At 71.0% G+C, this 22,208-nt stretch carries 24 protein-coding genes and 1 pseudogene; 13 read left to right on the top strand and 12 right to left on the bottom strand.

The window, feature by feature from the left end:
* Nucleotides 1-39 precede the first annotated feature (39 nt).
* Together AB0M59_RS19530 and ppgK are read right to left on the bottom strand one after the other, a co-directional pair.
* The gene (locus AB0M59_RS19530; RefSeq protein WP_364616775.1) at nucleotides 40-1,434 is read right to left on the bottom strand and encodes an RNA polymerase sigma factor; all 1,395 of its coding nucleotides are present in this window, start codon (nucleotides 1,432-1,434) and stop codon (nucleotides 40-42) included.
* Between the two features lie 208 nt (nucleotides 1,435-1,642).
* Nucleotides 1,643-2,407: a polyphosphate--glucose phosphotransferase gene (gene ppgK / locus AB0M59_RS19525; protein ID WP_364519266.1), complete on the bottom strand. Its 765-nt coding sequence runs from the start codon at nucleotides 2,405-2,407 to the stop codon at nucleotides 1,643-1,645.
* Nucleotides 2,408-2,474: 67 nt separating this feature from the next.
* Here ppgK and AB0M59_RS19520 point away from each other — a divergent pair, with 67 nt between their 5' ends.
* Nucleotides 2,475-3,293 carry an inositol monophosphatase family protein gene (locus AB0M59_RS19520; protein WP_364616773.1) on the top strand — a complete coding sequence of 273 codons (819 nt, stop codon included), beginning with the start codon at nucleotides 2,475-2,477 and terminating at the stop codon, nucleotides 3,291-3,293.
* Between the two features lie 135 nt (nucleotides 3,294-3,428).
* Here the strand turns inward: AB0M59_RS19520 and cei are convergent, their stop codons facing one another.
* Nucleotides 3,429-4,112: an envelope integrity protein Cei gene (gene cei / locus AB0M59_RS19515; protein WP_364616771.1), complete on the bottom strand. Its 684-nt coding sequence runs from the start codon at nucleotides 4,110-4,112 to the stop codon at nucleotides 3,429-3,431.
* A 513-nt stretch (nucleotides 4,113-4,625) separates the two neighbouring features.
* Between cei and AB0M59_RS19510 the strand changes: the two genes are divergently transcribed.
* A complete protein-coding gene (locus AB0M59_RS19510) occupies nucleotides 4,626-4,934 on the top strand; it encodes a DUF4193 domain-containing protein (protein ID WP_086676737.1) in 309 nt (102 codons plus the stop codon).
* 149 nt (nucleotides 4,935-5,083) lie between these two features.
* Here the strand turns inward: AB0M59_RS19510 and AB0M59_RS19505 are convergent, their stop codons facing one another.
* Nucleotides 5,084-5,566 carry a DUF3093 domain-containing protein gene (locus tag AB0M59_RS19505; protein WP_364616769.1) on the bottom strand — a complete coding sequence of 161 codons (483 nt, stop codon included), beginning with the start codon at nucleotides 5,564-5,566 and terminating at the stop codon, nucleotides 5,084-5,086.
* A 24-nt stretch (nucleotides 5,567-5,590) separates the two neighbouring features.
* On the opposite strand from AB0M59_RS19505, the gene dut reads away from it, so the two are divergent.
* Together dut and AB0M59_RS19495 are read left to right on the top strand one after the other, a co-directional pair.
* Nucleotides 5,591-6,094, top strand: coding sequence for a dUTP diphosphatase (dut, locus tag AB0M59_RS19500; protein ID WP_364616767.1), 504 nt, complete (start codon nucleotides 5,591-5,593; stop codon nucleotides 6,092-6,094).
* Nucleotides 6,094-6,756, top strand: coding sequence for a DUF3710 domain-containing protein (locus AB0M59_RS19495; RefSeq protein WP_364616765.1), 663 nt, complete (start codon nucleotides 6,094-6,096; stop codon nucleotides 6,754-6,756). The genes dut and AB0M59_RS19495 overlap by 1 nt, the downstream gene beginning before the upstream one ends.
* Before the next feature lie 53 nt (nucleotides 6,757-6,809).
* Here AB0M59_RS19495 and AB0M59_RS19490 read toward each other — a convergent pair whose 3' ends face one another.
* Complete coding sequence (locus AB0M59_RS19490; protein WP_364616823.1) at nucleotides 6,810-7,493, bottom strand: alpha/beta hydrolase; 684 nt, start codon at nucleotides 7,491-7,493, stop codon at nucleotides 6,810-6,812.
* Nucleotides 7,494-7,628: 135 nt separating this feature from the next.
* Here AB0M59_RS19490 and AB0M59_RS19485 point away from each other — a divergent pair, with 135 nt between their 5' ends.
* Entirely contained in the window at nucleotides 7,629-8,009 is a 381-nt protein-coding gene (locus AB0M59_RS19485; protein WP_072480405.1) for an OB-fold nucleic acid binding domain-containing protein, read from the top strand.
* A 9-nt stretch (nucleotides 8,010-8,018) separates the two neighbouring features.
* A complete protein-coding gene (locus AB0M59_RS19480) occupies nucleotides 8,019-8,744 on the top strand; it encodes a DUF3159 domain-containing protein (protein WP_364616763.1) in 726 nt (241 codons plus the stop codon).
* Nucleotides 8,745-8,896: 152 nt separating this feature from the next.
* Here the strand turns inward: AB0M59_RS19480 and AB0M59_RS19475 are convergent, their stop codons facing one another.
* Together AB0M59_RS19475 and AB0M59_RS19470 are read right to left on the bottom strand one after the other, a co-directional pair.
* Complete coding sequence (locus tag AB0M59_RS19475) at nucleotides 8,897-9,553, bottom strand: TrkA family potassium uptake protein (RefSeq protein WP_364616761.1); 657 nt, start codon at nucleotides 9,551-9,553, stop codon at nucleotides 8,897-8,899.
* Nucleotides 9,553-10,218: a TrkA family potassium uptake protein gene (locus tag AB0M59_RS19470; protein ID WP_364616759.1), complete on the bottom strand. Its 666-nt coding sequence runs from the start codon at nucleotides 10,216-10,218 to the stop codon at nucleotides 9,553-9,555. Before AB0M59_RS19470 ends, AB0M59_RS19475 begins: the two co-directional genes overlap by 1 nt.
* Nucleotides 10,219-10,311: 93 nt before the next feature.
* On the opposite strand from AB0M59_RS19470, the gene AB0M59_RS19465 reads away from it, so the two are divergent.
* From AB0M59_RS19465 to AB0M59_RS19455, 3 genes are read left to right on the top strand one after another with little or no spacing between them, the layout of a single operon-like run.
* Nucleotides 10,312-12,345: an APC family permease gene (locus AB0M59_RS19465; RefSeq protein WP_364616757.1), complete on the top strand. Its 2,034-nt coding sequence runs from the start codon at nucleotides 10,312-10,314 to the stop codon at nucleotides 12,343-12,345.
* Nucleotides 12,342-13,529 (top strand): TRAM domain-containing protein, encoded by a 1,188-nt coding sequence (locus AB0M59_RS19460; protein WP_364616755.1) that lies wholly within the window; start codon nucleotides 12,342-12,344, stop codon nucleotides 13,527-13,529. The genes AB0M59_RS19465 and AB0M59_RS19460 overlap by 4 nt, the downstream gene beginning before the upstream one ends.
* A gap of 33 nt (nucleotides 13,530-13,562) precedes the next feature.
* Entirely contained in the window at nucleotides 13,563-14,126 is a 564-nt protein-coding gene (locus AB0M59_RS19455; protein ID WP_364616753.1) for a TIGR03086 family metal-binding protein, read from the top strand.
* Here AB0M59_RS19455 and AB0M59_RS19450 read toward each other — a convergent pair.
* The 4 genes from AB0M59_RS19450 to AB0M59_RS19435 form a co-directional block, all read right to left on the bottom strand.
* Entirely contained in the window at nucleotides 14,123-14,575 is a 453-nt protein-coding gene (locus AB0M59_RS19450; protein WP_364616751.1) for a hypothetical protein, read from the bottom strand. The genes AB0M59_RS19455 and AB0M59_RS19450 overlap by 4 nt on opposite strands.
* A gap of 2 nt (nucleotides 14,576-14,577) precedes the next feature.
* Nucleotides 14,578-15,060: a MarR family winged helix-turn-helix transcriptional regulator gene (locus tag AB0M59_RS19445; RefSeq protein ID WP_364616749.1), complete on the bottom strand. Its 483-nt coding sequence runs from the start codon at nucleotides 15,058-15,060 to the stop codon at nucleotides 14,578-14,580.
* 56 nt (nucleotides 15,061-15,116) lie between these two features.
* Entirely contained in the window at nucleotides 15,117-15,554 is a 438-nt protein-coding gene (locus tag AB0M59_RS19440) for a hypothetical protein (RefSeq protein WP_364616747.1), read from the bottom strand.
* Nucleotides 15,555-15,662: 108 nt separating this feature from the next.
* Nucleotides 15,663-17,132 carry an aldehyde dehydrogenase family protein gene (locus tag AB0M59_RS19435; RefSeq protein ID WP_364616745.1) on the bottom strand — a complete coding sequence of 490 codons (1,470 nt, stop codon included), beginning with the start codon at nucleotides 17,130-17,132 and terminating at the stop codon, nucleotides 15,663-15,665.
* Between the two features lie 185 nt (nucleotides 17,133-17,317).
* On the opposite strand from AB0M59_RS19435, the gene dxs reads away from it, so the two are divergent.
* From dxs to AB0M59_RS19415, 4 genes and pseudogenes are all read left to right on the top strand, one after another.
* Nucleotides 17,318-19,231 carry a 1-deoxy-D-xylulose-5-phosphate synthase gene (gene dxs, locus AB0M59_RS19430; RefSeq protein ID WP_364616743.1) on the top strand — a complete coding sequence of 638 codons (1,914 nt, stop codon included), beginning with the start codon at nucleotides 17,318-17,320 and terminating at the stop codon, nucleotides 19,229-19,231.
* 178 nt (nucleotides 19,232-19,409) lie between these two features.
* Nucleotides 19,410-19,544: pseudogene (locus AB0M59_RS19425) on the top strand (LacI family DNA-binding transcriptional regulator); the annotation flags it as partial.
* Nucleotides 19,545-19,589: 45 nt separating this feature from the next.
* Complete coding sequence (locus tag AB0M59_RS19420) at nucleotides 19,590-20,423, top strand: substrate-binding domain-containing protein (protein WP_364616821.1); 834 nt, start codon at nucleotides 19,590-19,592, stop codon at nucleotides 20,421-20,423.
* A 108-nt stretch (nucleotides 20,424-20,531) separates the two neighbouring features.
* On the top strand, nucleotides 20,532-20,825 hold the full coding sequence (locus tag AB0M59_RS19415; RefSeq protein ID WP_364616741.1) for a hypothetical protein: 294 nt from the start codon (nucleotides 20,532-20,534) through the stop codon (nucleotides 20,823-20,825).
* A gap of 253 nt (nucleotides 20,826-21,078) precedes the next feature.
* Here AB0M59_RS19415 and AB0M59_RS19410 read toward each other — a convergent pair whose 3' ends face one another.
* Nucleotides 21,079-22,197, bottom strand: a complete 1,119-nt coding sequence (locus AB0M59_RS19410) for a cytosine permease (RefSeq protein WP_364616739.1) — start codon at nucleotides 22,195-22,197, stop codon at nucleotides 21,079-21,081.
* Between the last annotated feature and the right edge of the window lie 11 nt (nucleotides 22,198-22,208).

Here is a 22,208-nt window from a genome sequence, read left to right as displayed (position 1 = left end):
CCCGCCACCGAGGTGACGGGGTTCTTCCGTGGGTACGACTCAGTCCAGGTAGTCGCGCAGGACCTGGGACCGCGACGGGTGACGCAGCTTCGACATCGTCTTCGACTCGATCTGCCGGATGCGCTCACGGGTCACCCCGTACACCTGGCCGATTTCGTCGAGCGTGCGCGGCTGGCCGTCCGTGAGGCCGAAGCGCAGCCGGACCACGCCTGCCTCGCGCTCGGACAGCGTCTGCAGCACCGACTGGAGCTGGTCCTGCAGCAGCGTGAACGACACCGCGTCCACCGCGACGACCGCTTCGGAGTCTTCGATGAAGTCACCTAGCTGCGAGTCGCCCTCGTCGCCGATCGTCTGGTCGAGCGAGATCGGCTCACGCGCGTACTGCTGGATCTCCAGGACCTTCTCCGGGGAGATGTCCATTTCCTTGGCGAGCTCCTCGGGCGTCGGCTCGCGGCCGAGGTCCTGCAGGAGTTCGCGCTGTATGCGGCCGAGCTTGTTGATGACCTCGACCATGTGCACCGGGATGCGGATGGTGCGGGCCTGGTCGGCCATCGCGCGGGTGATCGCCTGGCGGATCCACCACGTGGCGTACGTCGAGAACTTGTAGCCCTTGGTGTAGTCGAACTTCTCCACCGCGCGGATCAGGCCGAGGTTGCCCTCCTGGATCAGGTCCAGGAACGCCATGCCGCGGCCGGTGTAGCGCTTGGCCAGCGACACCACGAGCCGGAGGTTCGCTTCCAGCAGGTGGTTCTTGGCGCGCTCGCCGTCACGCACGATCCACTTGAGATCGCGGCGCATCTGGGTGACGAGCTTCTCGCCCTCCTCCTCGGCGGTGCGCACGCGCTCGGCGGCGTAGAGCCCGGCCTCGATCCGCTTGGCCAGCTCCACCTCCTCCTCCGCGTTCAGCAGCGCGACCTTGCCGATCTGCTTGAGGTAGGCGCGGACGGAGTCGGCGGACGCGGTGAGCTCGGCGTCCTTGCGCGCCTGACGCAGCGCCTCGGACTCCTCTTCGTCCCAGACGAAGTCCGGGTTGTCGGAGCTCTTGGCGGCCGCGGCCTTGTCGGCCGCGGCACCACGGCGGCGCTGCGCCGGGGTCCCTTCGTCGTCATCGTCATCGTCGTCGTCATCCGCCGAGCCGGCGTCCGGCTCGTCGTTGACCGTTTCGTCGACGACGTCGACCTCGACCTCTTCCAGGTCCGACAGGTCGGGCGAGTCGAGCTCGCCTTCCTCGAGAGCCTCGGGGCCTTCGGAGTCGCCGTCGGCGCCCTTGGTCGCGGGCTTCTTCGCCGGAGCCTTCTTGGCCGGAGCCTTCTTGGCCGTGGTGGTCTTGCGGGCCGCAGGCTTCGCCGTCCCGGTGGCTGCCTCTTCGGCCGGCTCGCCGGCTGCGGTCGCGGTCTTCGTCCCGCCTCGGGTTGCGGTTCTTGCGGCTGCCACTTACGCCCTTTCGCAGCGGTCGATCATGACGAGCAACGGCACGGGTGCCAGTGCTGCCTCACATTCGGGGAACACGCCTCGGCCTGCGGTTTTCGCCTCCGCAGCCGTGGGCCGTGTTCCATTGTAACGACGGTACGCGCATGCGTCGCGAAGCGATCACCCTCCGGCCCGCTCCGGCGCCCGGATCGGCTCCGGATCCGCGCCGGATCTAGTGCTGGATGCCCTCGCTCGCGGCCGCCGCGGCACCCACGATCCCGGCGTTGTTCTGCAGCGTGGCCACCAGCACCGGGGTGCGGATGTCCAGCAGTGGCACCCATTTCTCGGCCTTCTTGCTGACCCCGCCGCCGACGATGAACAGGTCGGGCCAGATCAGGTTTTCGAGCACGGTCAGATAACGGTGCACGCGCTTGGACCATTCGGGGTAGGAGAGACCCTCGTTGTCCTTCACCGAGGCGGCCGCGCGTTTCTCCGCGTCGTGGCCGTCGATCTCCAGGTGGCCGAACTCGGTGTTCGGGACGAGCTTGCCGTCCTGGAACACCGCGCTGCCGATGCCGGTGCCGAAGGTGAGCAGCGCGGTGACGCCCTTGCGCGCGACCGGGTCACCGAAGCGGATCTCCGCCATGCCCGCCGCGTCGGCGTCGTTGAGCATCGCGACCTGGTCGACGCCGCGGCCGAGGCGCTTGGCGAAGAGGGCGTCGGCGTCGGTGCCGATCCACTGCTTGTCGATGTTGGCCGCGGTGTGCGCGACGCCCTTCTTGACGACCGCCGGGAGCGTCACGCCGACCGGGCCGTCCCAGCCCGCCTGCGTCACGATTTCGGCGACGACGTCGGCCACCGCCGACGGGGTGGACGGCTTCGGCGTCTCGATCCGGATCCGGTCGCCGATGAGCTGCCCCTTGTCCAGGTCGACCAAAGCCCCCTTGATCCCGCTGCCGCCGATGTCGATGCCGAAACCTCGGCGGGTCGCCTCCACCACGGACGTGGTCCCTTCTCGCACGATTCAGAAGCCTGCCTCGGAGACTTTAACCGGATGTGGTGACATGTCGGACGTGGGAGTTGACGAGTCGTTGCTGAAAAGCGTCGCGGTGCAGGTCGCGACGGATGCCGCCGAGCTGGTCCGCGAGGCCTGGGAGGGGATGGCGCGGGGGCGGTCGGTGGCCGTGGACACGAAGTCCGCGGACACCGACGTGGTGACCGCGGTCGACCACGAGTCGGAGCGGCTGGTGCGCGCGCGGCTCGCTTCGTTGCGGCCGGGGGACCCGGTGCTGGGCGAGGAGGGCGGCGGGGCCGCCGGCGACGGCGTGACCTGGGTGGTCGACCCGATCGACGGGACGGTCAACTTCCTCTACGGCCTGCCGTGGTTCGGGGTGTCGGTGGCGGCGCAGATCGGCGGCGAGTCGGTGGCCGGCGCGGTGGTGGAGCCGGCGAGCGGCCGCGTCTGGTCGGCCGCGCGCGGGCAGGGCGCGTTCCTGGACGGCCGCCGGCTGTCGGTGTCGACGCCGGCGCGGCTGGAGCTGACGCTCGTCGGGACCGGATTCGCGTACTCGGCGGAGCGGCGGACGCGGCAGTCGCGCTTCGCGGCGGAGCTGCTGGGCCGGGTCCGCGACATCCGGCGCAACGGGGCGGCGTCGCTCGACCTGTGCGCGGTGGCGGCGGGCTGGCTGGACGCGTACGTGGAGCACGGGCTGCACCGCTGGGACTGGGCGGCGGGGGCGCTGATCGCGGCTGAGGCGGGCGCGGAGGTGCACCTGCCGGGGTCGGCGCCGGAGCTGGGCGCGGACGCGACGTACGCGGCGGCGCCGTCGATCGCCGGCCCGCTGCGGAAGGTCCTGGCGGACTGCGGCGCCGCGGAGGTCTGAGGCGACCTCACGGCTTTCGTCCCGGGTCGGCTCGAGCGCCCCAAGGTGGCCTTGGGTGCGTTGAACGCACCGAAGGCCGCCTTGGGTGCGTTGAACGCACCGAAGGCCACATTGGGGCGCTTGGAACAGGGTGGGTCAGCAGGCGACGTCGCGGGCCGAGGCCAGCAGGGTCTGGTCGATGACCGGGGCCTTCGCGCCGGCCGACTGCTCGTTCGAGCCGCCGCCCTGGTGGGCCTTGGACCAGTCGGCGAGCTGGGTGAGGATCTGGCGGGCCTCCGCGCGGGGCCGGAGGTCCCCGAAGAGGGTGCCGGTGACCAGGTCGACGCTCGCGTCCTTGCGGTTGTCCTGGACCAGCTCGGCGCACGGCACCACGAGGCTGAGCGTCCGGGCCGCGGTGATGCCGTTCTCGCCGAAGCGGATCTGGCCGCGGCACTTGGCCTCGTGGCCCTCGTAGGCGGGGTCGTTGGCCGGCTCGCCGGTGCCGGTGAAGCCCAGCTCCTTCAGCGACGTCGTCGTGATGCCGCCCTGGCCGCGCGTGCCGGAGGCGTTGAGCACCTTCACGGCGACCTTGTCCGGCGGCACCGGCGCGCGGTCGTCGAGGGCGTTGTGGGGGAGGGCGCTGAACGTGACACCCGGCGGCGGGCTCGCGGCCGGGTCGCAGCGGACGGCCTCGTCGACGTCGCCCTTGCCGACGGCCGCGTTGATCCAGACGATGATCGCGCCGAGCGCGAGCACCCCGATGACGATGAGCGCCGGCAGCGGCTTGTGCTTGCGATACGGCCGCGCCTCACGGTCCCCGATGCCGTTCCCCGACGCCACCTGCCCGTCCCTTCCCGAACCGAAACCGACCGGTGCTAACCCGGCACCGTCGTGGCCGATCAGCCTAGGCGCTGCGTACCGCGCCCGGCGTCCCGGGTCACCCGTCGGTCCGCCCCGCCGCGCCTGTGGTCGCGGACCCCGTCCGCGCCGGTTCCCCGTGCGGCGATCGCACCACGGGTGGGTCGGCCGGGGCAAGCGGACACGGGCCGCCGGTGAAGTTCTCCACCCGCGGGCAACCCGAATGGACGACAACGCGTCTTACCTGCGGGTTCCCCCTGTCGGGTGACGATTTCAGGGCAATGTCTGACTCGTTGCAGAACCGTCGCGGGCGTGAGCTACCCTTCCCGGGCTCCGGCCGCAGGAAGAGGCCCATAAAGAAGAGACCTCGGTCACTTCGGCCGTCGGGCACAAAAAGCGGCCCTGGAACGTTGACCAGCGGCACGGCGGACTCACGGGCGCACCCGGGGGTCCGGGAAAACGACTACACAAGCTGATCGCAGGGGTGAGGGACACATGGCTACCGACTACGACGCTCCGCGCCGCAGCGAAGCCGACGAGCTGGCCGAAGACTCGTTGGAGGAGCTCAAGGCCCGGCGGAACGAGAACCAGTCCGGCGTCGTCGACGTCGACGAGGACGCGACCGCCGAGAACTTCGAGCTGCCGGGTGCCGACCTTTCCGGGCTTTCCGGAGAGGACATGACCGTGAAGGTGGTGCCGAAGCAGGCGGACGAATTCACCTGCTCCGTGTGCTTCCTGGTGCACCACCGCAGCCGGCTGGCCGAGGAGAGCGGCGGACGCCTGATCTGCCGCGACTGCGCCTGACAACGCGGGATCTCGGACAGGGTTCAGGGGACGAACAGACGCGGCGGAGAGCCTCGAGGGCACCAAGGGGGAGGCTCGAAGCGCGCTGGGGACAAGGGGGCCGGCCGGCAGGCCGGCCCCCTTCCACGTCCAGGGGCAGGAGCCCGGGGTCAGGCGCCCTTGACCAGCTCGGCGACGCGGGCGGGGTGCCGGGTGCTGAACAGCCAGTACGGCGTCGGGTCGGCGGGGTCGGTCAGCGTGATCCGCACCACCGGGCCCACCCAGCCGCGGTGCAGCACGTAAGCGGCCGGGTCGCCGTCGCGGCCCAGCGCCTTGCGCTTGGCGTCCTTGTCGAAGACCTCGACCTGCCCGACGTAGCGCAGCGGCAGGTGCGCGTCGCCCACCCACAGCTCCGGCTCGTCACCGCCGGTGACGCGGACCGTCGCCCGGCCCAGCGACAGCATCAGCCCGACGACGACCGGCAACGCGATCACGTACGGCAGCCACGCCCGGATGCCCGGGTAGCCCATGTCGACCTCGGCGGCGAGCAGGATCGCGCCCAGCACGGGCAGCGGCCAGCCCCACCACGGCACGTACAGCCGTTCGGAATGCCGGACCGCGGCACTCGCGGCCGTCTTCGCAGATTCACCCACGGGTAGAGAGTAATCTCGCCGCCCGTGTCCAGCGTTCAGGTACTCCTCTCCCGGCTCGACCCGGATGTCCCGCCGCCCGCCTACGCCCGGCCGGGCGACGCGGGGGCCGATCTCGTCACCACCTCGGATATCGTGCTGAAACCCGGGGAACGCGGCGTCGTCGGCACCGGCGTCGCGATCGCTCTCCCGCCCGGGTACGCGGGGTTCGTCCACCCGCGGTCGGGCCTGGCCGCCCGGGTCGGTCTCTCGGTGGTGAACACGCCGGGCACGATCGACGCGGGCTACCGCGGGGAGATCAAGGTCTGCCTGATCAACCACGACCCGGTGCACCCGGTGGAGCTCACGCGCGGCGACCGCATCGCCCAGCTGGTCGTGCAGCGGGTCGAGCACGCGGTGTTCGTCGAGGTCGCCGAGCTCGACGCCACCGAGCGGGGCGACGGCGGCTACGGCTCCACGGGTGGACACGCCACACTGGGAGCACCGGCGCTCGCCGCGAGCGCCGGCACGGGGGAAGGAACGGAGAAGTAGTGGGGATTTTCGGACGCAAGCGGCGGACCGAGGGTGAGTCCGCCGGACGGCACGCCGCGCCCGAGGCCGACGACACGATCGAGGACGACGCGTACGACGAGGACTCGGAGCTGTCGGACGTCTCCGACGGCCCGTTCGACGTCGCGGACTTCGAGGACGACGGCGTCCCGCGGATCGACCTCGGCTCGGTGAAGGTGCCGGTGCCCGACGGATCCCAGGTCCAGGTCGAGATGGATCCGGAGACCGGGGGCGTGCGCGCCGTGCACGTCGTCACCGAGCAGGGCCAGATCACGGTCAGCGCGTACGCCGCGCCGCGCACGGGCGGCCTCTGGCGCGAGGTGAGCACCGAGCTCGCCGAGCAGCTGCGGGCCGACGGCGCCAAGGTCAACATCGGCCGCGGCGTGTGGGGCCTGGAGATCTCGGCCATCGTCGGCGACGTCTCGCTGCGCTTCGTCGGCATCGACCGGCCGCGCTGGATGCTGCGCGGCGTCATCGCCGGGCCGCAGTCGGAGGCCGCCGCGGCGGTCGAGGTGCTGCGGGGGATCGTGCGGCGCACGATCGTCGATCGCGGCGACGCGCCGATGCCGGTCCGCACCCCGCTCACCATCACGCTGCCCGAAGCCGTCGCCGAGCACATCGCGGCCCAGCAGCAACAGGGCTGACGCTCGGTCCGTGAAGGCCACCTTGAGGAACTCAGAGTTCCTCAAGGTGGCCCTCACAGCGTTCGGAGCGCCTTGAGGAAGGCGAGGACGGTCGCCCGGCCCAAGGACTCGCGATCCGCGCCCAGCGCCGTGAGCGTCGTCTCCCCGAGGGCCGCGCGGGGGAGGGCCCGAGCCCACTCCGACGCGACTTTCGTCGGGTGGATCGGGTCGTCGGTGCACGTGCCGATGCCCGCCGGGACGGTCAGGCCCGCGAGTTCGGCCAGGGTGGGGGAGGGCCGGCCCGCGGCGACGCGCAGACCGGCCGCCAGCCCGTCGCCGTGGCGGCGCCACGCCCGGTCCAGTTCCGCCCGCAGCCAGTCCGGGCTGCCCGCCGTCTGCGCCAGCGCCGTGTCGACCCCGGAATCGGCCACCAGGTCCGCGGACAGCGTCGCGGCCAGCGATGCGGGTGCCAGGTCCGGACGGCCGTTCCAGGCCGGGAGGGCGGCAAGCAGGCCCCCGCAACGGCCCGGATTGGCCACCGCCCACTCCGCGGCGAGGTGGGCGCCGAACGAAATGCCGCCTACGAGCAGTTCGCCGTATTCGTCCGCCAGCGCGTCCAGGGTCGCCAGGTAGCCGTCCGCCAGGGCCGCACCGGGCGGCGGCGGTGGCGCGATGAGCGGGACACCGAGGGCGCGCAGGGGGCCGGCGAAGACCGCTCGGACGAACACGTCGTCCGAGCCGGTGCCGGGCAGCAGCACCGCGACGGGAACTCTGATTGCGGACGTCACGTTGCGATCTTTGCGCAAAGGCGTTTCCCTGGCGGGGACCGCAGTACGCTGGAATCGCACGGGCCGCAAGCAGTTAGTCGGGGGCCCCGGAGCACAGGAGCACCTATGTCCGCCAAAGACGGCGGCTACTTCAGCCGGCTGGTACGCAAGCTGACCAGCGACGTCGACGAGCTCGACGCCGACGAGATGTCGATGAGGTCCGGCGCCGAGGGCGCCCAGCGGGCCTGCGACTGCCGTTCCGGCGAAGAGGTCACCGTGATGGGGAGACTCCGCAGTGTGGAGCTCTGCCCGACGAACGAGGCCGCCACGCTGGAGGCGGAGCTGTTCGACGGGACACAGGGCGTGACGCTAATCTGGCTCGGTCGCCGCCGGATCCCGGGCATCGAGCCTGGCCGGACGATCAAGGTGCGCGGCCGGATGGCCGAGCGTGACGGCCAGAAGGTGCTGTACAACCCCTATTACGAGCTCCAGAGCCCAGTGAGTTGATCACCCATCGTGACTGAACCCGCCCCGAGCGAGAAGAAGACCGACGCGGAAGAAGAACCGCAGCCGACCCTGCTCGAGCAGATGGGCGGCGTGTCCGGCCTGATCTACTCGTCGGTGCCGGTGATCGTCTTCGTCCTGGCGAACGCTTTCTTCGGCCTGACCGCCGCCATCTGGACGTCGGTGGGCAGCGCGGTGGCCATCACCGTGCTGCGGGTGGTCCGCAAGGAGCCCCTGCAGCCGGCGATCTCCGGTTTCTTCGGCGTCGCGATCGCGGCGTTCATCGCCTACCGCACCGGGTCCGCGAAGGGGTTCTTCCTCTTCGGGATCTACGCGAGCCTGGTCTATTGCGGCATCTTCGTGCTGTCGGTGGTCGTGCGCTGGCCGATCGCGGGCGTCGTCTGGAACGTGCTGAACGGCACCGGGCAGGCGTGGCGCAAGGACAAGCCGTCCCGCTACGGCTACGACATCGCGACCCTGGCCTTGGCGCTGGTGTTCGCCGCCCGGTTCATCGTCCAGCGGTGGCTCTACCAGGAGGACTACACCGGCTGGCTGGCCTTCGCGAAGATCGCGATGGGCTACCCGCTGTACGCGCTGGGCCTGCTGGTGGTGGTCTGGGCGGTGCGGCGGTCGGACAAACGGCTGAAGGCGCAGGCCGAGGACGAGCCCAAGCCGGAGAGCGACGCCGAGGTCGAAGCCCGGCTGCGCGAGAAGTACGCCCAGGCTCCCGAAGCCTGACCCTGCCGCTCGGTTGTCTTGAATGAGTCATTCAGGACATCCGGCGCCCTGAATGACTCATTCAAGACCTTTTGGTCAGCGGCGGGCCGTGGCCGCCAGACCACGAGAAAGGCCCCCAGCGCACTCGCCGGGGGCCTTCTTCGTGAGAGAACTCAGTAACCCAGCGCCGTCCGGATCTCCGGCTCGACGTCCGCAGTCGCGACGAACAGCAGTTCGTCTCCCGGCTCCAGCGGGTCCTCCGGCTGCGGCACGATCACGCGGTCGCCCCGCAGGATCGTCACCAGCGCTGCGTCCCGCGGCAGCGTCAGCTCGCTCACCGGCTTGCCGGCCAGCGGGGTCTCCGCCGGCAGCGTCAGCTCGACGAGGTTCGCGTTGCTCTGCCGGAACGTCATCAGCCGGACCAGGTCGCCGACGCTGACCGCCTCCTCGACCATCGCCGCGAGCATCCGCGGGGTCGACACGGCGACGTCGACGCCCCACGCGTCGGTGAACAGCCACTCGTTGGCCGGGTCGTTCACCCGCGCCACCACGCGCCGGACCGCGAACTCCGTCTTGGCCAGCAGTGACACGACGAGGTTCGCCTTGTCGTCGCCGGTGGCCGCGATCACTACGTCGCACTGCTCGATCCCGGACTCCTCCAGGATCGACACCTCGCAGGCGTCGCCCAGCACCCAGTCGGCCTGCTCGACGCTCTGCGGCTCGAACTGGTCGGCCTCCCGCTCGATGAGCATCACCTGGTGCCTGCCGTCGATCAGCTCGTTGGCGATCGAGCGCCCCACCGCGCCCGCCCCGGCAATCGCGACCCGCATCAGTCCTCGTCCTCCGGTTCGCGCTGCGCCACGCTCGTGACGTCGCTGACGGTGCCCGACCGGGCGGCCACCCAGACATCGTCGTCGGCCTGCACCACGGTCTTCGTGTCCGGCAGCACGGCGGTGCCGAAGCGCATGATGAACGCCACCCGCGCGCCGGACGCCTCCTGCAGGGACCGGACGGAGTGCCCGACCCAGCCCTCGTGCAGCGGCAGCTGCAGCAGCGCGACGTTGCCCGACGGGTCCCGCCACGCCGACGCGACGCCGTCCGGCAGGAGCGTGCGCAGGAACCGGTCGGTGGTCCACGGCACGGTCGCCACCGTCGGGATGCCCAGCCGCTCGTACACGGCCGCGCGCTTGTGGTCGTAGATCCGCGCGACGACGTGCTCGATGTCGAAGTTCTCGCGCGCGACCCGCGCGGAAATGATGTTCGAGTTGTCGCCGCTGGACACCGCGGCGAACGCGCCGGCCCGCTCGATACCCGCTTCGATCAGCACCTTGCGGTCGAACCCGACGCCGACGACCTGCTGGCCGTGGAAGTCGCTGCCGAGCCGGCGGAACGCCTGCTGGCTCTTGTCGATGACGGCCACCTCGTGGCCGAGCCGCTCCAGCGCAGCGGCCAGGGACGCGCCTACCCGGCCGCATCCCATGATCACCACGTGCACGCCCTGCCTCCTCGTTCGGCGGTTACCCGTCCGTTGCTACCCCGACATGCCAGCGCCGAACCTACCCTGCGCCCCGCCCGTTAGGCTTCCGTGGTGTCGAAGTTCCCGACCGTGCTGAAACGCCTGGTCCTCGGACGTCCGTTCCGCAGTGACAGGCTCGCTCACACGCTCCTGCCCAAGCGCATCGCGCTGCCTATCTTCGCGTCCGACGCGCTCTCGAGCGTGGCGTACGCGCCGGAAGAGATCTTCCTGACGCTGAGCGTCGCGGGCCTCTCCGCGTACGCGCTGGCGCCGTGGATCGGCATCATGGTCGCCCTGGTGATGCTCGTCGTCGTCGCGTCCTACCGGCAGAACGTGCACGCGTACCCCAGCGGCGGCGGTGACTACGAGGTCGCCAACACGAACCTGGGCGGGAAGTTCGGGTTGACCGTGGCGAGCGCGCTGCTCGTCGACTACGTGCTGACGGTCGCGGTGTCCACTTCGTCCGGTGTGGCCAACATCGGCTCGGCGGTGCCGTGGGTGGCGCAGCACAAGGTGCTGGCCTCGATCGTCATCGTGGTCGTGCTGACGTCGCTGAACCTGCGCGGTATCCGGGAGTCGGGGAAGGCCTTCGCGATCCCGACATACGGGTTCATCGCGGGCATCATGATCATGGTCGTGTGGGGCCTGGTGCAGGCGGCCACGGGCACCGAGATGAAGGCCGAGAGCGCCGGGTTCACGCTGAACGCCGAGGGGACCTTCGCGGGCGTGGCCTACGCGTTCCTGGTGCTGCGGGCGTTCTCCTCCGGCGCCGCGGCGCTGACCGGGGTCGAGGCGATCAGCAACGGCGTCCCGGCGTTCCAGAAACCCAAGTCGAAGAACGCGGCGACGACGCTGCTGATGATGGGCCTGCTCGCGGTGACCATGCTGGTCGGCATCATCACGCTGGCCACGATCACCGACGTCAAGTTCGCCGAGGACCCGGCGGAGCAGCTCGCCGGCGCGCCCGCCGGCTACCAGCAGAAGACGATCGTCGCGCAGATCGCGCACGCGGTGTTCGCCGACTTCCCGCCGGCGTTCTACTTCATCTCCTTCTCCACCGGCATCATCCTGCTGCTGGCCGCGAACACCGCGTTCAACGGCTTCCCGGTGCTGGGCTCGATCCTGGCGCAGGACCGCTACCTGCCGCGGCAGCTGCACACGCGCGGCGACCGGCTGGCGTTCTCCAACGGGATCCTGTTCCTGTCGGCGTTCGCGCTGGTGCTGATCATCGCGTTCGACGCCGAGGTCACCCGGCTCATCCAGCTCTACATCGTGGGTGTGTTCGTGTCGTTCACGGTGAGCCAGGCGGGCATGATCCGGCACTGGAACCGGTTGCTGGCCAAGGAAACCGACCCCGGCAAGCGGCGGCGGATGCGGCGCTCGCAGACGGTCAACGCGGTCGGCCTCACCATGACCGGCATCGTGCTGGTGATCGTGCTCATCACCAAGTTCCTGCTCGGCGCGTGGATCGCGATCGCGGCGATGGTCGCGATCTTCGTGCTGATGACGGCGATCCGGAAGCACTACGACCGCGTCGCCGACGAGCTGAAGGATCTCGGCGACACCCCGACCGTGCTGCCGTCGCGCAACCACGCGATCGTGCTGGTGTCCAAACTGCACCGTCCGACGCTGCGCGCGCTGGCCTACGCCAAGGCGATGCGCCCGGACGTCCTCGAAGCGGTGACGGTCAATGTGGACGACGCGGACACCCGCCGCTTGACCGCCGAATGGGACGCCCACAACTTCAAGGTGCCGCTGAAGGTCGTCGAGTCGCCCTACCGCGAGATCACGAAACCGGTCCTGGACTACGTGAAGCGTGTGCGCGGGGACAACCCGCGCAACGTGGTCACGGTGTTCATCCCGGAGTACGTGGTCGGGCACTGGTGGGAACAGGTGCTGCACAACCAGAGCGCGCTGCGGCTCAAGGGCCGCCTGCTGTTCCAGTCCGGCGTGATCGTGGCGAGCGTGCCGTGGCAGCTGGAGTCCTCGGCCAAGGCGGCCGCGCGCGTCCGCAACGAGCGCCCCGCGGCCGGGGACGTCCGCCGCGGTTTCTCCCCCAACGGCAAGCCGGTCGCGGCGCCGAAACCCAAGGAGCCGGCCGAATGACGAGTTGGCTGGGCCGGGTCCTCGAAGTCGAGGTCGGCGCGGTGGCGCACGGCGGCCACTGCGTCGCGCGTGCCGACGGCCGCGTGGTGTTCGTCCGGCACGCGCTGCCGGGCGAGCAGGTCCGCGTGGAGGTCACCGAGGACAACGGCGGTTCGTTCTGCCGCGGCGACGCGATCGAGGTGCTTTCAGCGTCGGAATTCCGGGTCGAGCCGCCGTGCCCGCTCGCGGTGCCGGGCGGTTGTGGCGGCTGCGACTGGCAGCACGCAGCCCCTGCGTACCAACGCGACTTGAAGGCTGCCGTCGTGGCGGAGCAGCTCCAGCGGCTCGCCGGCATCGAGCGGGACGTCGTCGTGGAGGCCCTCGAAGGCGGTCCGCTCGACTGGCGCAGCCGCGTCCGGCTGGTCGCCGACGGCGAAGGGCGCGCGGGTCTGCGCGCCCACCACAGCCACCGGGTGGTGGCCCTCGAAGACTGCCCGATCGCGGTCCCGGGCGAGCTCGACGACGTCCTGGCGCGGCGCTGGCGGCCGGGCAGCGAGATCGAGGTCACCGGCGACGGCGACGGCGGTGTGCACGTGCGGGAGCTGTCGACGGTCCGCGGCAAGGTCCGCGCGCGCCAGCTGTCCGGCGGGGTGGCGGTCCAGCACGCGGCGGGCCGCGACTGGCAGCTCGACGCGCACGGCTTCTGGCAGGTCCACCCGGCGGCGGCGTCGACGCTGGCGGCGGTCGTGGCGGAGTGGGCGGAGGCGCCCGTGGGCGGGTCCGCCTGGGACCTCTACGCCGGGGTCGGGCTGTTCGCGTCGGTACTGGCTTCCCAGGTCGGCACCTCGGGGCGGGTGCTGGCGATCGAGTCCGGCCGGCGCGCGGTCGCCGACGGGGAGAAGAACCTGGCCGACCTGCCGCAGGTGTCCTGGCAGGCCGGGCGCGTCGAGCACGTGCTGGCGTCGGCCGAGACACCGGTGGACGTCGTGGTGCTGGACCCGCCGCGCAAGGGCGCGGGCAAGCCGGTGGTGGAGTCGATCGTGGCGGGTGCGCCGGACCGGATCGTCTACGTGGCGTGCGACCCCGCGGCACTGGCCCGCGACCTGGCGACGTTCGCTTCGCACGGCTACGGCTTGACGGACCTGCGGGCGTTCGACGCTTTCCCGATGACGCACCACGTGGAGTGCGTGGCGCTGCTGTCCTGAGGTTTTGTCGGTGGTGACCGTCACACTGCGGGCATGACTCCTCTCGACGACTTCGATCGCGCGGCCTCGACGGTGACCGGCCTGGTCTCGGCGCTCGGCGGTGACCAGTGGACGCTGCCGACGGCGTGCGCGGACTGGGACGTCCGCGCGGTCGTCAACCACTTGGCGCACGGCAACACGAAAGTCGCGTTCTGGGCGGGTTCGGGTCCACCGGCCCCGGACGGCGACTACTTGAGTTCTTCGCCGGCCTCCGCCTTCGTGGCGTCGGTCGCGGCGGCGCGTGCGGTGCTGGCCGAGCCGGGGCTGTTCTCGCGGACGGTGACGACCCCGCTGGGGGAGGTGCCGGGTGTGTTCCTCGTCCACATGCGCGTGAACGAGTACCTGGCCCACGGCTGGGATCTCGCGGACGCGACCGGTGCCTCGACCGACCTGCTGCCGGACTTGGCGGAGGGGGCGCTGGAGCAGTGGCGGTCGCGGTTCGGTTCGGCGCCCCGGCCGCCGGGCGGCCCGTTCGGGCCGGAGGTCGAGGCGCCTCCGGGGGCGACGGCGGCCGACCGGCTGGCGGCGTTCCTCGGCCGGAAGGCGGTGAACGGCTAGCGCTTCGCGAAGAAGTCCTTCGACGGCCGGGGCGTCCACACCAGGACGACGACGGCGAGCTGCGCGACGGCGGCCACCGGGATGACCGCGTGGAACATCGGCGACGACGACCACGAGAAGAAGCCGAAGACCACGGACAGCAGCTGGGAGACGGTGGTGAGCCGTCGCGTCCAGGGCCTGCCCGTCGCCAGCCTGACGACCAGGAGGACGCAGAGCAGGAGCAGCAGGCCGTGGAAGACAGCGCCGGAGAGCACGGCGGCGTCGGCCGACCGCGCGATTTCGGCGGCGCCGAAGTCCGGGTGCTGGGCGGCGATCTGATCGCGCAGCGCGTCTTCGCGCGCGCCCATGACGGCCGGGATGACGAGGTGGCCGAGGCCGACGAGGACGAGTAGCGCCCGGGCGGCCTGGACGGTCTTCGGCGCGCTCTTCGGCCGGGTGGTCGTGTCCACGGTCAGTCCTCCTGCCTGCGGGCGCGCTGCCAGCGGGGGCCGGTCGCCGGCGGAGCGGTGGGGTCGCCGCGCCGGGCCCAGGCCTCGTTGAGGCGGGTGATCAGGACCCGCGCGGTGGCGACGTCCTCGTCCGGCCAGTCGGCGATGACCTGCGCGAACACCGCGGCCCCGGCTTCGACGGTGGCGTCGATCTCGGCCTGCCCGCCCGGGGCGACCCGCACGAGGAACGTGCGCGAGTCGGCCGGATCCGCCTCGACGGCGACGCGGCCTTCCCGCTCGAGCGCGGTGAGGTGCCGGCTGGTGGCGGACGCCGTGAGGCCGAGCTCTCCGGCGATGTCCCGCGGCCGCAGCGGACCGCGGGCGGAGATGAGCCCGAGCACGCGTACGCGGGTCAGGTCGATCCGCCGCGAGATCCGCCGGTGCCCCTGGTCGATCAGCTCCATGACGGCCCGCGCCAGCTCGGCAGACTCATTTCGTTGCGGCATGAAACGAGTTCAGCGCGCCTTCGCCCGTCGAGGTGGATCTGTTCCGAGCAAGGCGCTCACGCCGTCCGGCGCACCGCGAACGCCGCCGCCAGGCCGGCCGCCGTCATCGCCACTCCCGACACCAGCAGCACCCACGACCCCGCCCCAGGCACCACCCGCGCCGCCGGCTGGATCCTCGCCACTCCCGGGAGCGTCACCACCAGGTGGCGCAGGACCACGCCCGTCACGACCAGACCCGGGAGAGACGCCATCGCCAGCGGCTCGTCCTGGCGGCGGGCGAAGGTCAGGTACGCCAGCGTGGCCGCGATCAGCACCGCCGCCGCGCAGACGAGGCGCAACCCCAGGTCCAGCTCCGGATCCGGCGTCCCCGGCGGCAGCATCCCGGGGTAGTCCGCCGTGCGCAGGGTCAGCCCGGCGATCACGCCGAGGCCCGCGATCCCCACCGCCACGGCGCGCGGGCCCCGCAGCCGTTTCCCCGGTCGCTGCTGGTCCACTGCGGCCTCCCTGCGTCGCGGTGGAGGCAGCATAAGACGCGGGAAACGGCTTTCCGAGCACGTTTCCGGCGCTGGGCCGTTCGGTGGATCCCGATCGAGGGACTCCGCTCAGCCGGCGAACCAGTGCTGCGGCGCCGGCCGGAGGTTCTGGTAGACGTGCTTGACCTCGGTGTACTCGCCGAGCCCCGTCGGGCCCAGTTCGCGGCCGAACCCGGACTGCTTGTAGCCGCCCCACTCGGCCTGCGGCAGGTACGGGTGGAAGTCGTTGATCCAGATCGTGCCGTGGCGCAGCCGCCCGGCCACGCGCTGGGCGCGCCCCGCGTCCTGGGTGAACACCGCGCCGGCCAGACCGTAGTGGGTGTCGTTGGCGATGCGGACGGCGTCGTCCTCGTCGGTGAACGTCTCGACCGTCAGCACCGGCCCGAACGACTCGTCGACGACCGCCGACGACCCCTGTTTCACCTGGTCCAGGATGGTCGGGAGGTAGTAGAAGCCGTCGGCGAGCGCGGGGTCGTCCGGCCGGTGGCCGCCTGTGCGCAGCACCGCGCCCTCGGCCAGCGCCGCCGCGACGTAGGCCTCGATCTTCGACCGGTGCGCCGCCGAGATCAGCGGCCCGGTCTCGGCGCGCTCGTCGAACGGCCCGCCCAGGCGGATCCGCTCGGCCCGGCGCACCAGCTCGGCGACGAACTCGTCGTGCCACTCCCGCTGCACGATCAGCCGCGCGCCCGCCGAGCACACCTGGCCGGAGTGCAGGAACACCGCCGTCAGCGCGTAGTCGACCGCCGTCTCGAAGTCGGCGTCGGCGAAGACCACGTTCGGGTTCTTCCCGCCCAGCTCCAGGGCCACTTTCTTGACCGTCGCGGCCGCCGCGGCGGCGATCACCTTGCCGGTCGCCAGCCCGCCGGTGAACGACACGAGGTCGACGTCCGGATGAGCGGACAGCGGCGCGCCCACCTCCGCGCCGGCGCCCAGCACCAGGTTTCCGACCCCCGCGGGCAGGCCCGCCTCGGTGAGCAGCTTCAGGAACAGGATCGAGGTGTGCGGCGTCAGCTCGCTGGGCTTGAGCACGAAGGTGTTGCCCGCGGCCAGCGCCGGCGCGATCTTCCACACGGTCTGCAGCAGCGGGTAGTTCCACGGCGTGATCAGCCCGCAGACGCCGACCGGCTCGTGCACGATCCGGCTGAACGCGTCCGGGTTGCCGGTGTCGACGACGCGGCCCGCGTCCTGCGCCGCGAGCTTGCCGAAGTAGCGCAGGCAGGCGGCGATGTCGGCCATGTCGTAGCGGCTCTCGACCAGGCGCTTGCCGGTGTCGAGCGACTCGGCGCGGGCGAACGCCTCCGCGTCGCGGTCCAGCAGGTCCGCGGTGCGCAGCAGCAGGTCGCCGCGCAGGTGCGCGGGGGTGCCGGGCCACGGGCCGGTGTCGAACGCCCGCCGTGCCGCCGCGATGGCGGCCTCGGTGTCCTTGGCGGTGCCCTCGGCGACCGTCGCGACCAGGGAACCGTCGGCCGGGCAGCGGATCTCCCGCCGGCCGCCGCCGATCGCGTCCACCCAGTCGCCGCCGATGAAGAAGTCCGCCATGCGCCCCATTCTCGTGGCCACACCGCGTGACCGCCACAGCACCGCGGGGAGACGAGGTTCACCCCGGGAGATGACGCGTGATCGCGCTCCGCCTGTGACGCCGGACGCGGCGGGCGGAAGACCGGTGGCCGGTCTCCGTAGACTGGCCGGACGCGGGGCGTGCCGATCAAGTGAGGTGTTGACGAGTGACGTTGCTGGAGTCCGTTAAAGGACCGGCGGACCTGAAGCGCATGAGTGTCGAGGACCTCGGCGAACTGTCCGCCGAGATCCGGGACTTCCTCGTCGACAAGGTCCGCCGTGCCGGCGGGCACCTGGGGCCGAACCTCGGCGTCGTCGAGCTGACCATCGCGTTGCACCGCGTGTTCGACTCGCCGCGCGACGCGATCGTCTGGGACGTCGGGCACCAGGCCTACGTGCACAAGATCGTCACCGGCCGCGCGGACGGCTTCGACCGCCTGCGCCAGACCGGCGGCGTCACCGGTTACCCGTCGCGCGCGGAGAGTGACCACGACTGGGTCGAAAGCAGCCACGCCTCGTCCGCGCTGTCCTATGTGGACGGTCTGGCGAAGGCGTTCGCCCTGGACGGTGGCGAGCGGCACGCGGTCGCCGTCGTCGGCGACGGCGCGCTCACCGGCGGCATGTGCTGGGAGGCGCTCAACAACATCGCCGCGCACCGCGAGCGCCCGGTCGTCATCGTCATCAACGACAACGGCCGCTCCTACTCGCCGACCATCGGCGGCCTCGCCGACCACCTCGCGGCGCTGCGCCTGCAGCCCGGCTACGAGCGGCTGCTCGACGGCGGCCGCGAGATCCTCAGGCACACCCCGGTCGTCGGCAGGCCGATCTACGCCGCGCTGCACGCCGCGAAGGCCGGGCTGAAGGACGCGCTGAGCCCGCAGGCGATGTTCTCCGACCTCGGCCTGAAGTACCTCGGCCCGGTCGACGGCCACGACTTCGCCGCGCTGGAGAAGGCGTTCCAGAGCGCGCGCAGCTTCGGCGGCGCGGTGATCGTGCACGTGGTGACCGAGAAGGGCCACGGCTACGCGCCCGCGGTCAACCACGAGCACGACCAGATGCACCAGACCGACCCGATCGACCCGGAGACCGGCCTGCCGCCGGTGAAGGGCCCGAGCTGGACCGGCGTGTTCGGCGACGAGCTGGCGAAGATCGGCGCCGAGCGCGAGGACGTCGTCGCGATCACCGCGGCGATGCTGCGTTCGACCGGCCTCGACAAGTTCGCCGAGGCGTTCCCCGACCGCTGGTACGACGTCGGGATCGCCGAGCAGCACGCGGTGACGTCGGCCGCCGGGCTCGCGATGGGCGGGCTGCACCCGGTCGTCGCGATCTACTCGACGTTCCTCAACCGCGCGTTCGACCAGGTGCTGATGGACGTCGCGCTGCACCGCCAGCCGGTGACGCTGGTGCTGGACCGCGCCGGCATCACCGGGCCGGACGGCCCGAGTCACCACGGCATGTGGGACCTGTCGCTGCTGGGCATGGTGCCGGGCATGCGCGTGGCCGCCCCGCGCGACCCGGCGACGCTGCGCGAGGAGCTGCGCGAGGCCGTGGCGGTGTCCGACGGCCCGACGGCGCTGCGCTTCTCGAAGGGCAAGGTCGGCACGGACGTCCCCGCGGTCGAGCGGATGGGCACGGTCGACGTGCTCCGCCGCCCGAAGGAAGGCGCGGACGTCCTGCTGGTGACGGTGGGCCCGTTCGCGACCCTGGGCCTCGCGGCCGCCGACCGGCTGGCGGACCAGGGCATCGGCGTGACGGTGGTCGACCCGCGCTGGGTCCTGCCGGTCCCGGCCGAGCTGGTGGCGCTGGCGTCCCAGCACAAGCTGGTGGTGACGGTCGAGGACAGCGGCCGCCACGGCGGCTTCGGCTCGGCGCTGGCGGCGATGTTCCGCGACGCCGAGTGCGATGTGCCGCTGAGGGATCTGGCGGTGCCGCAGACGTTCCACGACCTCGGCAGCCGCGACGAGGTGCTGGGGCGCATCGGGCTGACGGCCCAGGACGTGGCCCGCCGGGTGACGGAGTGGGCCTCGGGCCGTCTCGGCTCGACTTCGGAACCCGAGCACAAGGACGCGAACCGCCACTGAGCAAATGCGAGCGGCCCCGGGAGCGATCCCGGGGCCCGCCGGATTTCGGGGAATCGCTGCCGTGCCCACTAACTGTGACCGAGGGGTTACCCGTACCCGCTAGCGATGATGGGACGATGCGGCGTACCGTTTTCAACTCGAGTAGACAATTCGAGTAGATCTGCGGAGGTGGGGTCCGATGGTGACCCGCCGGGACGTTGCTCGCAAGGCTGGTACATCCGAAGCGGTCGTGAGCTACGTCCTCAACGACGGACCGCGCAACGTCGCGCCTTCCACCCGAGCTCGAGTGGAAGCAGCGATTTCCGAGCTCGGGTACCGGGCCAACACGCTCGCGCGCTCGCTGCGGCTGCACCGGACGATGACCATCGGCCTGGTCACCCCGGACTCGTCCCACGAGTTCTACGGATATCTGGCCAGGGCCATCGAGAACGTGGCGTTCGACGCGGGCTACACGACGTTGCTCGGGAACGCGATGGAGAACCTGGACCGCGAGACCAGTTACGTCAGGACCCTCATCGACCGTCAGGTCGACGGGCTGATCGTGGCTCCGGTCCCGGGTTCGACGGTGGTGTCGGCAGAACTTGCGCGGGAAACGATTCCCTTCGTGATCCTCGATCGTGGCTCGGACGACGAGCACGCCGTCCAGGTGACGGTGGACAACGAAGGCGGCGCTTACGCAGCGACCGAGCACCTCCTCGGCCACGGCAGGAAGCGAGTCGCCTGTATCGCCGGGCCGGAGATCGCCCACACCATCCACGCCCGGGTGTCCGGTTGGCGGCGGTGCCTGGCGGACCACGGAGTCGACCCGGGTGCGATGTGGTTGACCTATGGTGACTTCCGGCTTGAAAACGGCTATCACGCCGCCACGCGGATCTTGGCGTCCGACGAGCCGCCGGACGCGATCTTCGCCACCAGTGACGAGCAGGCTCTGGGAGCCATTCGTGCTGCTGTGGATCGCGGAATCCGCGTTCCCGAGGCGCTCGCGGTGATGGGCTTCGACGGAATCCACCGGGGGCCGTACAGCGTCCCGTCGCTGAGTACTGTCCAGCAGCCGTTGGAAAAGCTGGCCGAGGAGGCGTTCGGCCGGCTCAAGTCCCGGATCGACGGCGGGTCGGCTGCCGAGGTCGCGCCCCGCGTTTTCGCGACGGAGCTGGTTCTGCGGGAGTCGTGCGGCTGCCCCGGCGATCCGTGACCGCATGCCGGTCGGGATCACACCAGTTCTCGTAGGAAAGTGGTGGGCGCGACGATCTGATGGTCGTATCGCCCGACCGGTACTTGCGTTGCTCGTCAGGAGGCTCTCATGCCTTTTCTGCTGGTCCCGTGTCGTTCGCCGGGACAGGCGGCTCGCTGGCTCGCGGTTGTACTGGCGTTCGTCCCGCTGATCCTCGTAGTGGCTTGCGAAGTCCCGGCGATCGTCGTTTCCCCCTTCGTACCGTCGATGCGACGCCAGACGAAATCCAGGGTGGACCGCTACATCCAGTGGACGCGCACGATCCTCGACGCCGTGAGGACGACGGCCGGACAGCAGGACCCGCCCGTGCTGCCGACACAGCGAACCGGTGCCGAGTACACCGATGTCCGCCTGCGCCGATAGTGATCAGGCTTCGGCATGTGGCGTCTCCACCATGACGACGGCCGCCGGGGCGGGCGCCGAAGCGAAGACCTCCGAGGGTTCCGGAATAGCTTGACTAGCAACGGATAAGCCACCACCGCCGTCACCAGAGTCACGAGCAGACTGATGTCCACCTCGCCCGCGACGTCCCGCAGCGGCCCCGCGATCATTGGCGTGTTCGAGCACAGCAACCCCAGTGTTGTCGCTGGGATCCAGGCCGCCATCGCGCGCCAGTTCACCCCGCGCGCGAACCAGTACCGCCCACCGCGCCGCCCTCGTTGAACACCTGCAGGTCGTCGACGTCGTAGACCCCGCGCCGCTGGACGAAGCCGATCATTATGATCACCATCCACGGGGATGTGCACAGCACGATCAGCGTCGCGAACGCGTTGATGCTCGACACCATGTCCAGCGCGAAGTTGCCGACGAAGATGAACGCGACGCTCAGCGTCCCCATCAGCAGCGTCGCCTGCACCCGGGACAGCCGCGGGAAGATCGAGCTGAAGTTCAGGCCCGTGCCGTACAACGACGTCGTGCCCGTCGACAGGCCGCCGATCAAGGCAACCACGATCAGCGGGATCGCGTACCACAGCGGGGAAACCGCCGTCAGGCCCGTGATGTAGTCGGCCGGGTCGGCGACCAGCGTCGCTGTCGCGATGCTGAAGCCGAACGGCAGCAGCGTCGCCACCTGGGCCAGGAACGGCGCCGCCAGCAGAGTGCGCTTGCTGTGGTGCGCCGGGATGTAGCGGGCCCAGTCGCCGAGGAACGCGCCGAACGAGATCGGGTTGGCCAGCGCCGTCAGGGCCGCCAGGGTGAACGTCGGCCAGAACGTGCCCAGCGCGTATGTCCCGGTGCCCGCGTATCCCGGGTCGAACGTGCCGCCGTAGGCGAGGATCCCGAGCAGCATGATCGCCGTGCCGAGCACCACCGCGACGCGGTTCACCAGCAGCATGAACCGGTAGCCGTAGATGCAGACGACAAGCGTCGCGACCGCGATCACGCCATACGCGACCGCGCGCAGCACCGCGCCGCCGTCGAAGCCGAAGAGCCGTTGCGCGGCGCCGGCCACGGCGTCGCCGCTGACCCAGACCGAGATCGCGAAGAACGTGATGGCCGTGAGCAGCGAGAGGAACGACCCGACGCACCGGCTGACGACGCCGAAGTGCGCGCCGGACGACACCGCGTTGTTCGTGCGCGTGCGCGGCCCGAACAACGCCATCGGCGCCGGCACCAGCCCGCCTACGACTACGCCGAGCGCTGTCGCCAAGGCCGCGTCGCGGAAGCTCAGCCCGTACGCGATCGGCAACGTGCCCAGGATGATCGTGGCGAACGTGTTCGCGCTGCCGAATGCCATCCGGCACAGGT

Source organism: Amycolatopsis sp. NPDC051371, assembly GCF_040682155.1.
Taxonomy (GTDB): Bacteria; Actinomycetota; Actinomycetes; order Mycobacteriales; family Pseudonocardiaceae; genus Amycolatopsis.
The sequence above is the reverse complement of the archived record's forward strand: the minus strand, read 5'-3'. Positions and strand labels throughout refer to the sequence as shown.

Bases quoted from the DNA above. Each gene is read 5' to 3' on its own strand.
- AB0M59_RS19475 (WP_364616761.1), bottom strand. From the start codon at position 9,553: ATGCGGGTCGCGATTGCCGGGGCGGGCGCGGTGGGGCGCTCGATCGCC.
- AB0M59_RS19510 (WP_086676737.1), top strand. From the start codon at position 4,626: ATGGCTACCGACTACGACGCTCCGCGCCGCAGCGAAGCCGACGAGCTG.
- AB0M59_RS19410 (WP_364616739.1), bottom strand. From the start codon at position 22,197: ATGGCATTCGGCAGCGCGAACACGTTCGCCACGATCATCCTGGGCACG.
- AB0M59_RS19485 (WP_072480405.1), top strand. From the start codon at position 7,629: ATGTCCGCCAAAGACGGCGGCTACTTCAGCCGGCTGGTACGCAAGCTG.
- AB0M59_RS19520 (WP_364616773.1), top strand. From the start codon at position 2,475: ATGTCGGACGTGGGAGTTGACGAGTCGTTGCTGAAAAGCGTCGCGGTG.
- AB0M59_RS19435 (WP_364616745.1), bottom strand. From the start codon at position 17,132: ATGGCGGACTTCTTCATCGGCGGCGACTGGGTGGACGCGATCGGCGGC.
- AB0M59_RS19455 (WP_364616753.1), top strand. From the start codon at position 13,563: ATGACTCCTCTCGACGACTTCGATCGCGCGGCCTCGACGGTGACCGGC.
- AB0M59_RS19415 (WP_364616741.1), top strand. From the start codon at position 20,532: ATGCCTTTTCTGCTGGTCCCGTGTCGTTCGCCGGGACAGGCGGCTCGC.
- AB0M59_RS19420 (WP_364616821.1), top strand. From the start codon at position 19,590: ATGACCATCGGCCTGGTCACCCCGGACTCGTCCCACGAGTTCTACGGA.
- AB0M59_RS19460 (WP_364616755.1), top strand. From the start codon at position 12,342: ATGACGAGTTGGCTGGGCCGGGTCCTCGAAGTCGAGGTCGGCGCGGTG.
- AB0M59_RS19445 (WP_364616749.1), bottom strand. From the start codon at position 15,060: ATGCCGCAACGAAATGAGTCTGCCGAGCTGGCGCGGGCCGTCATGGAG.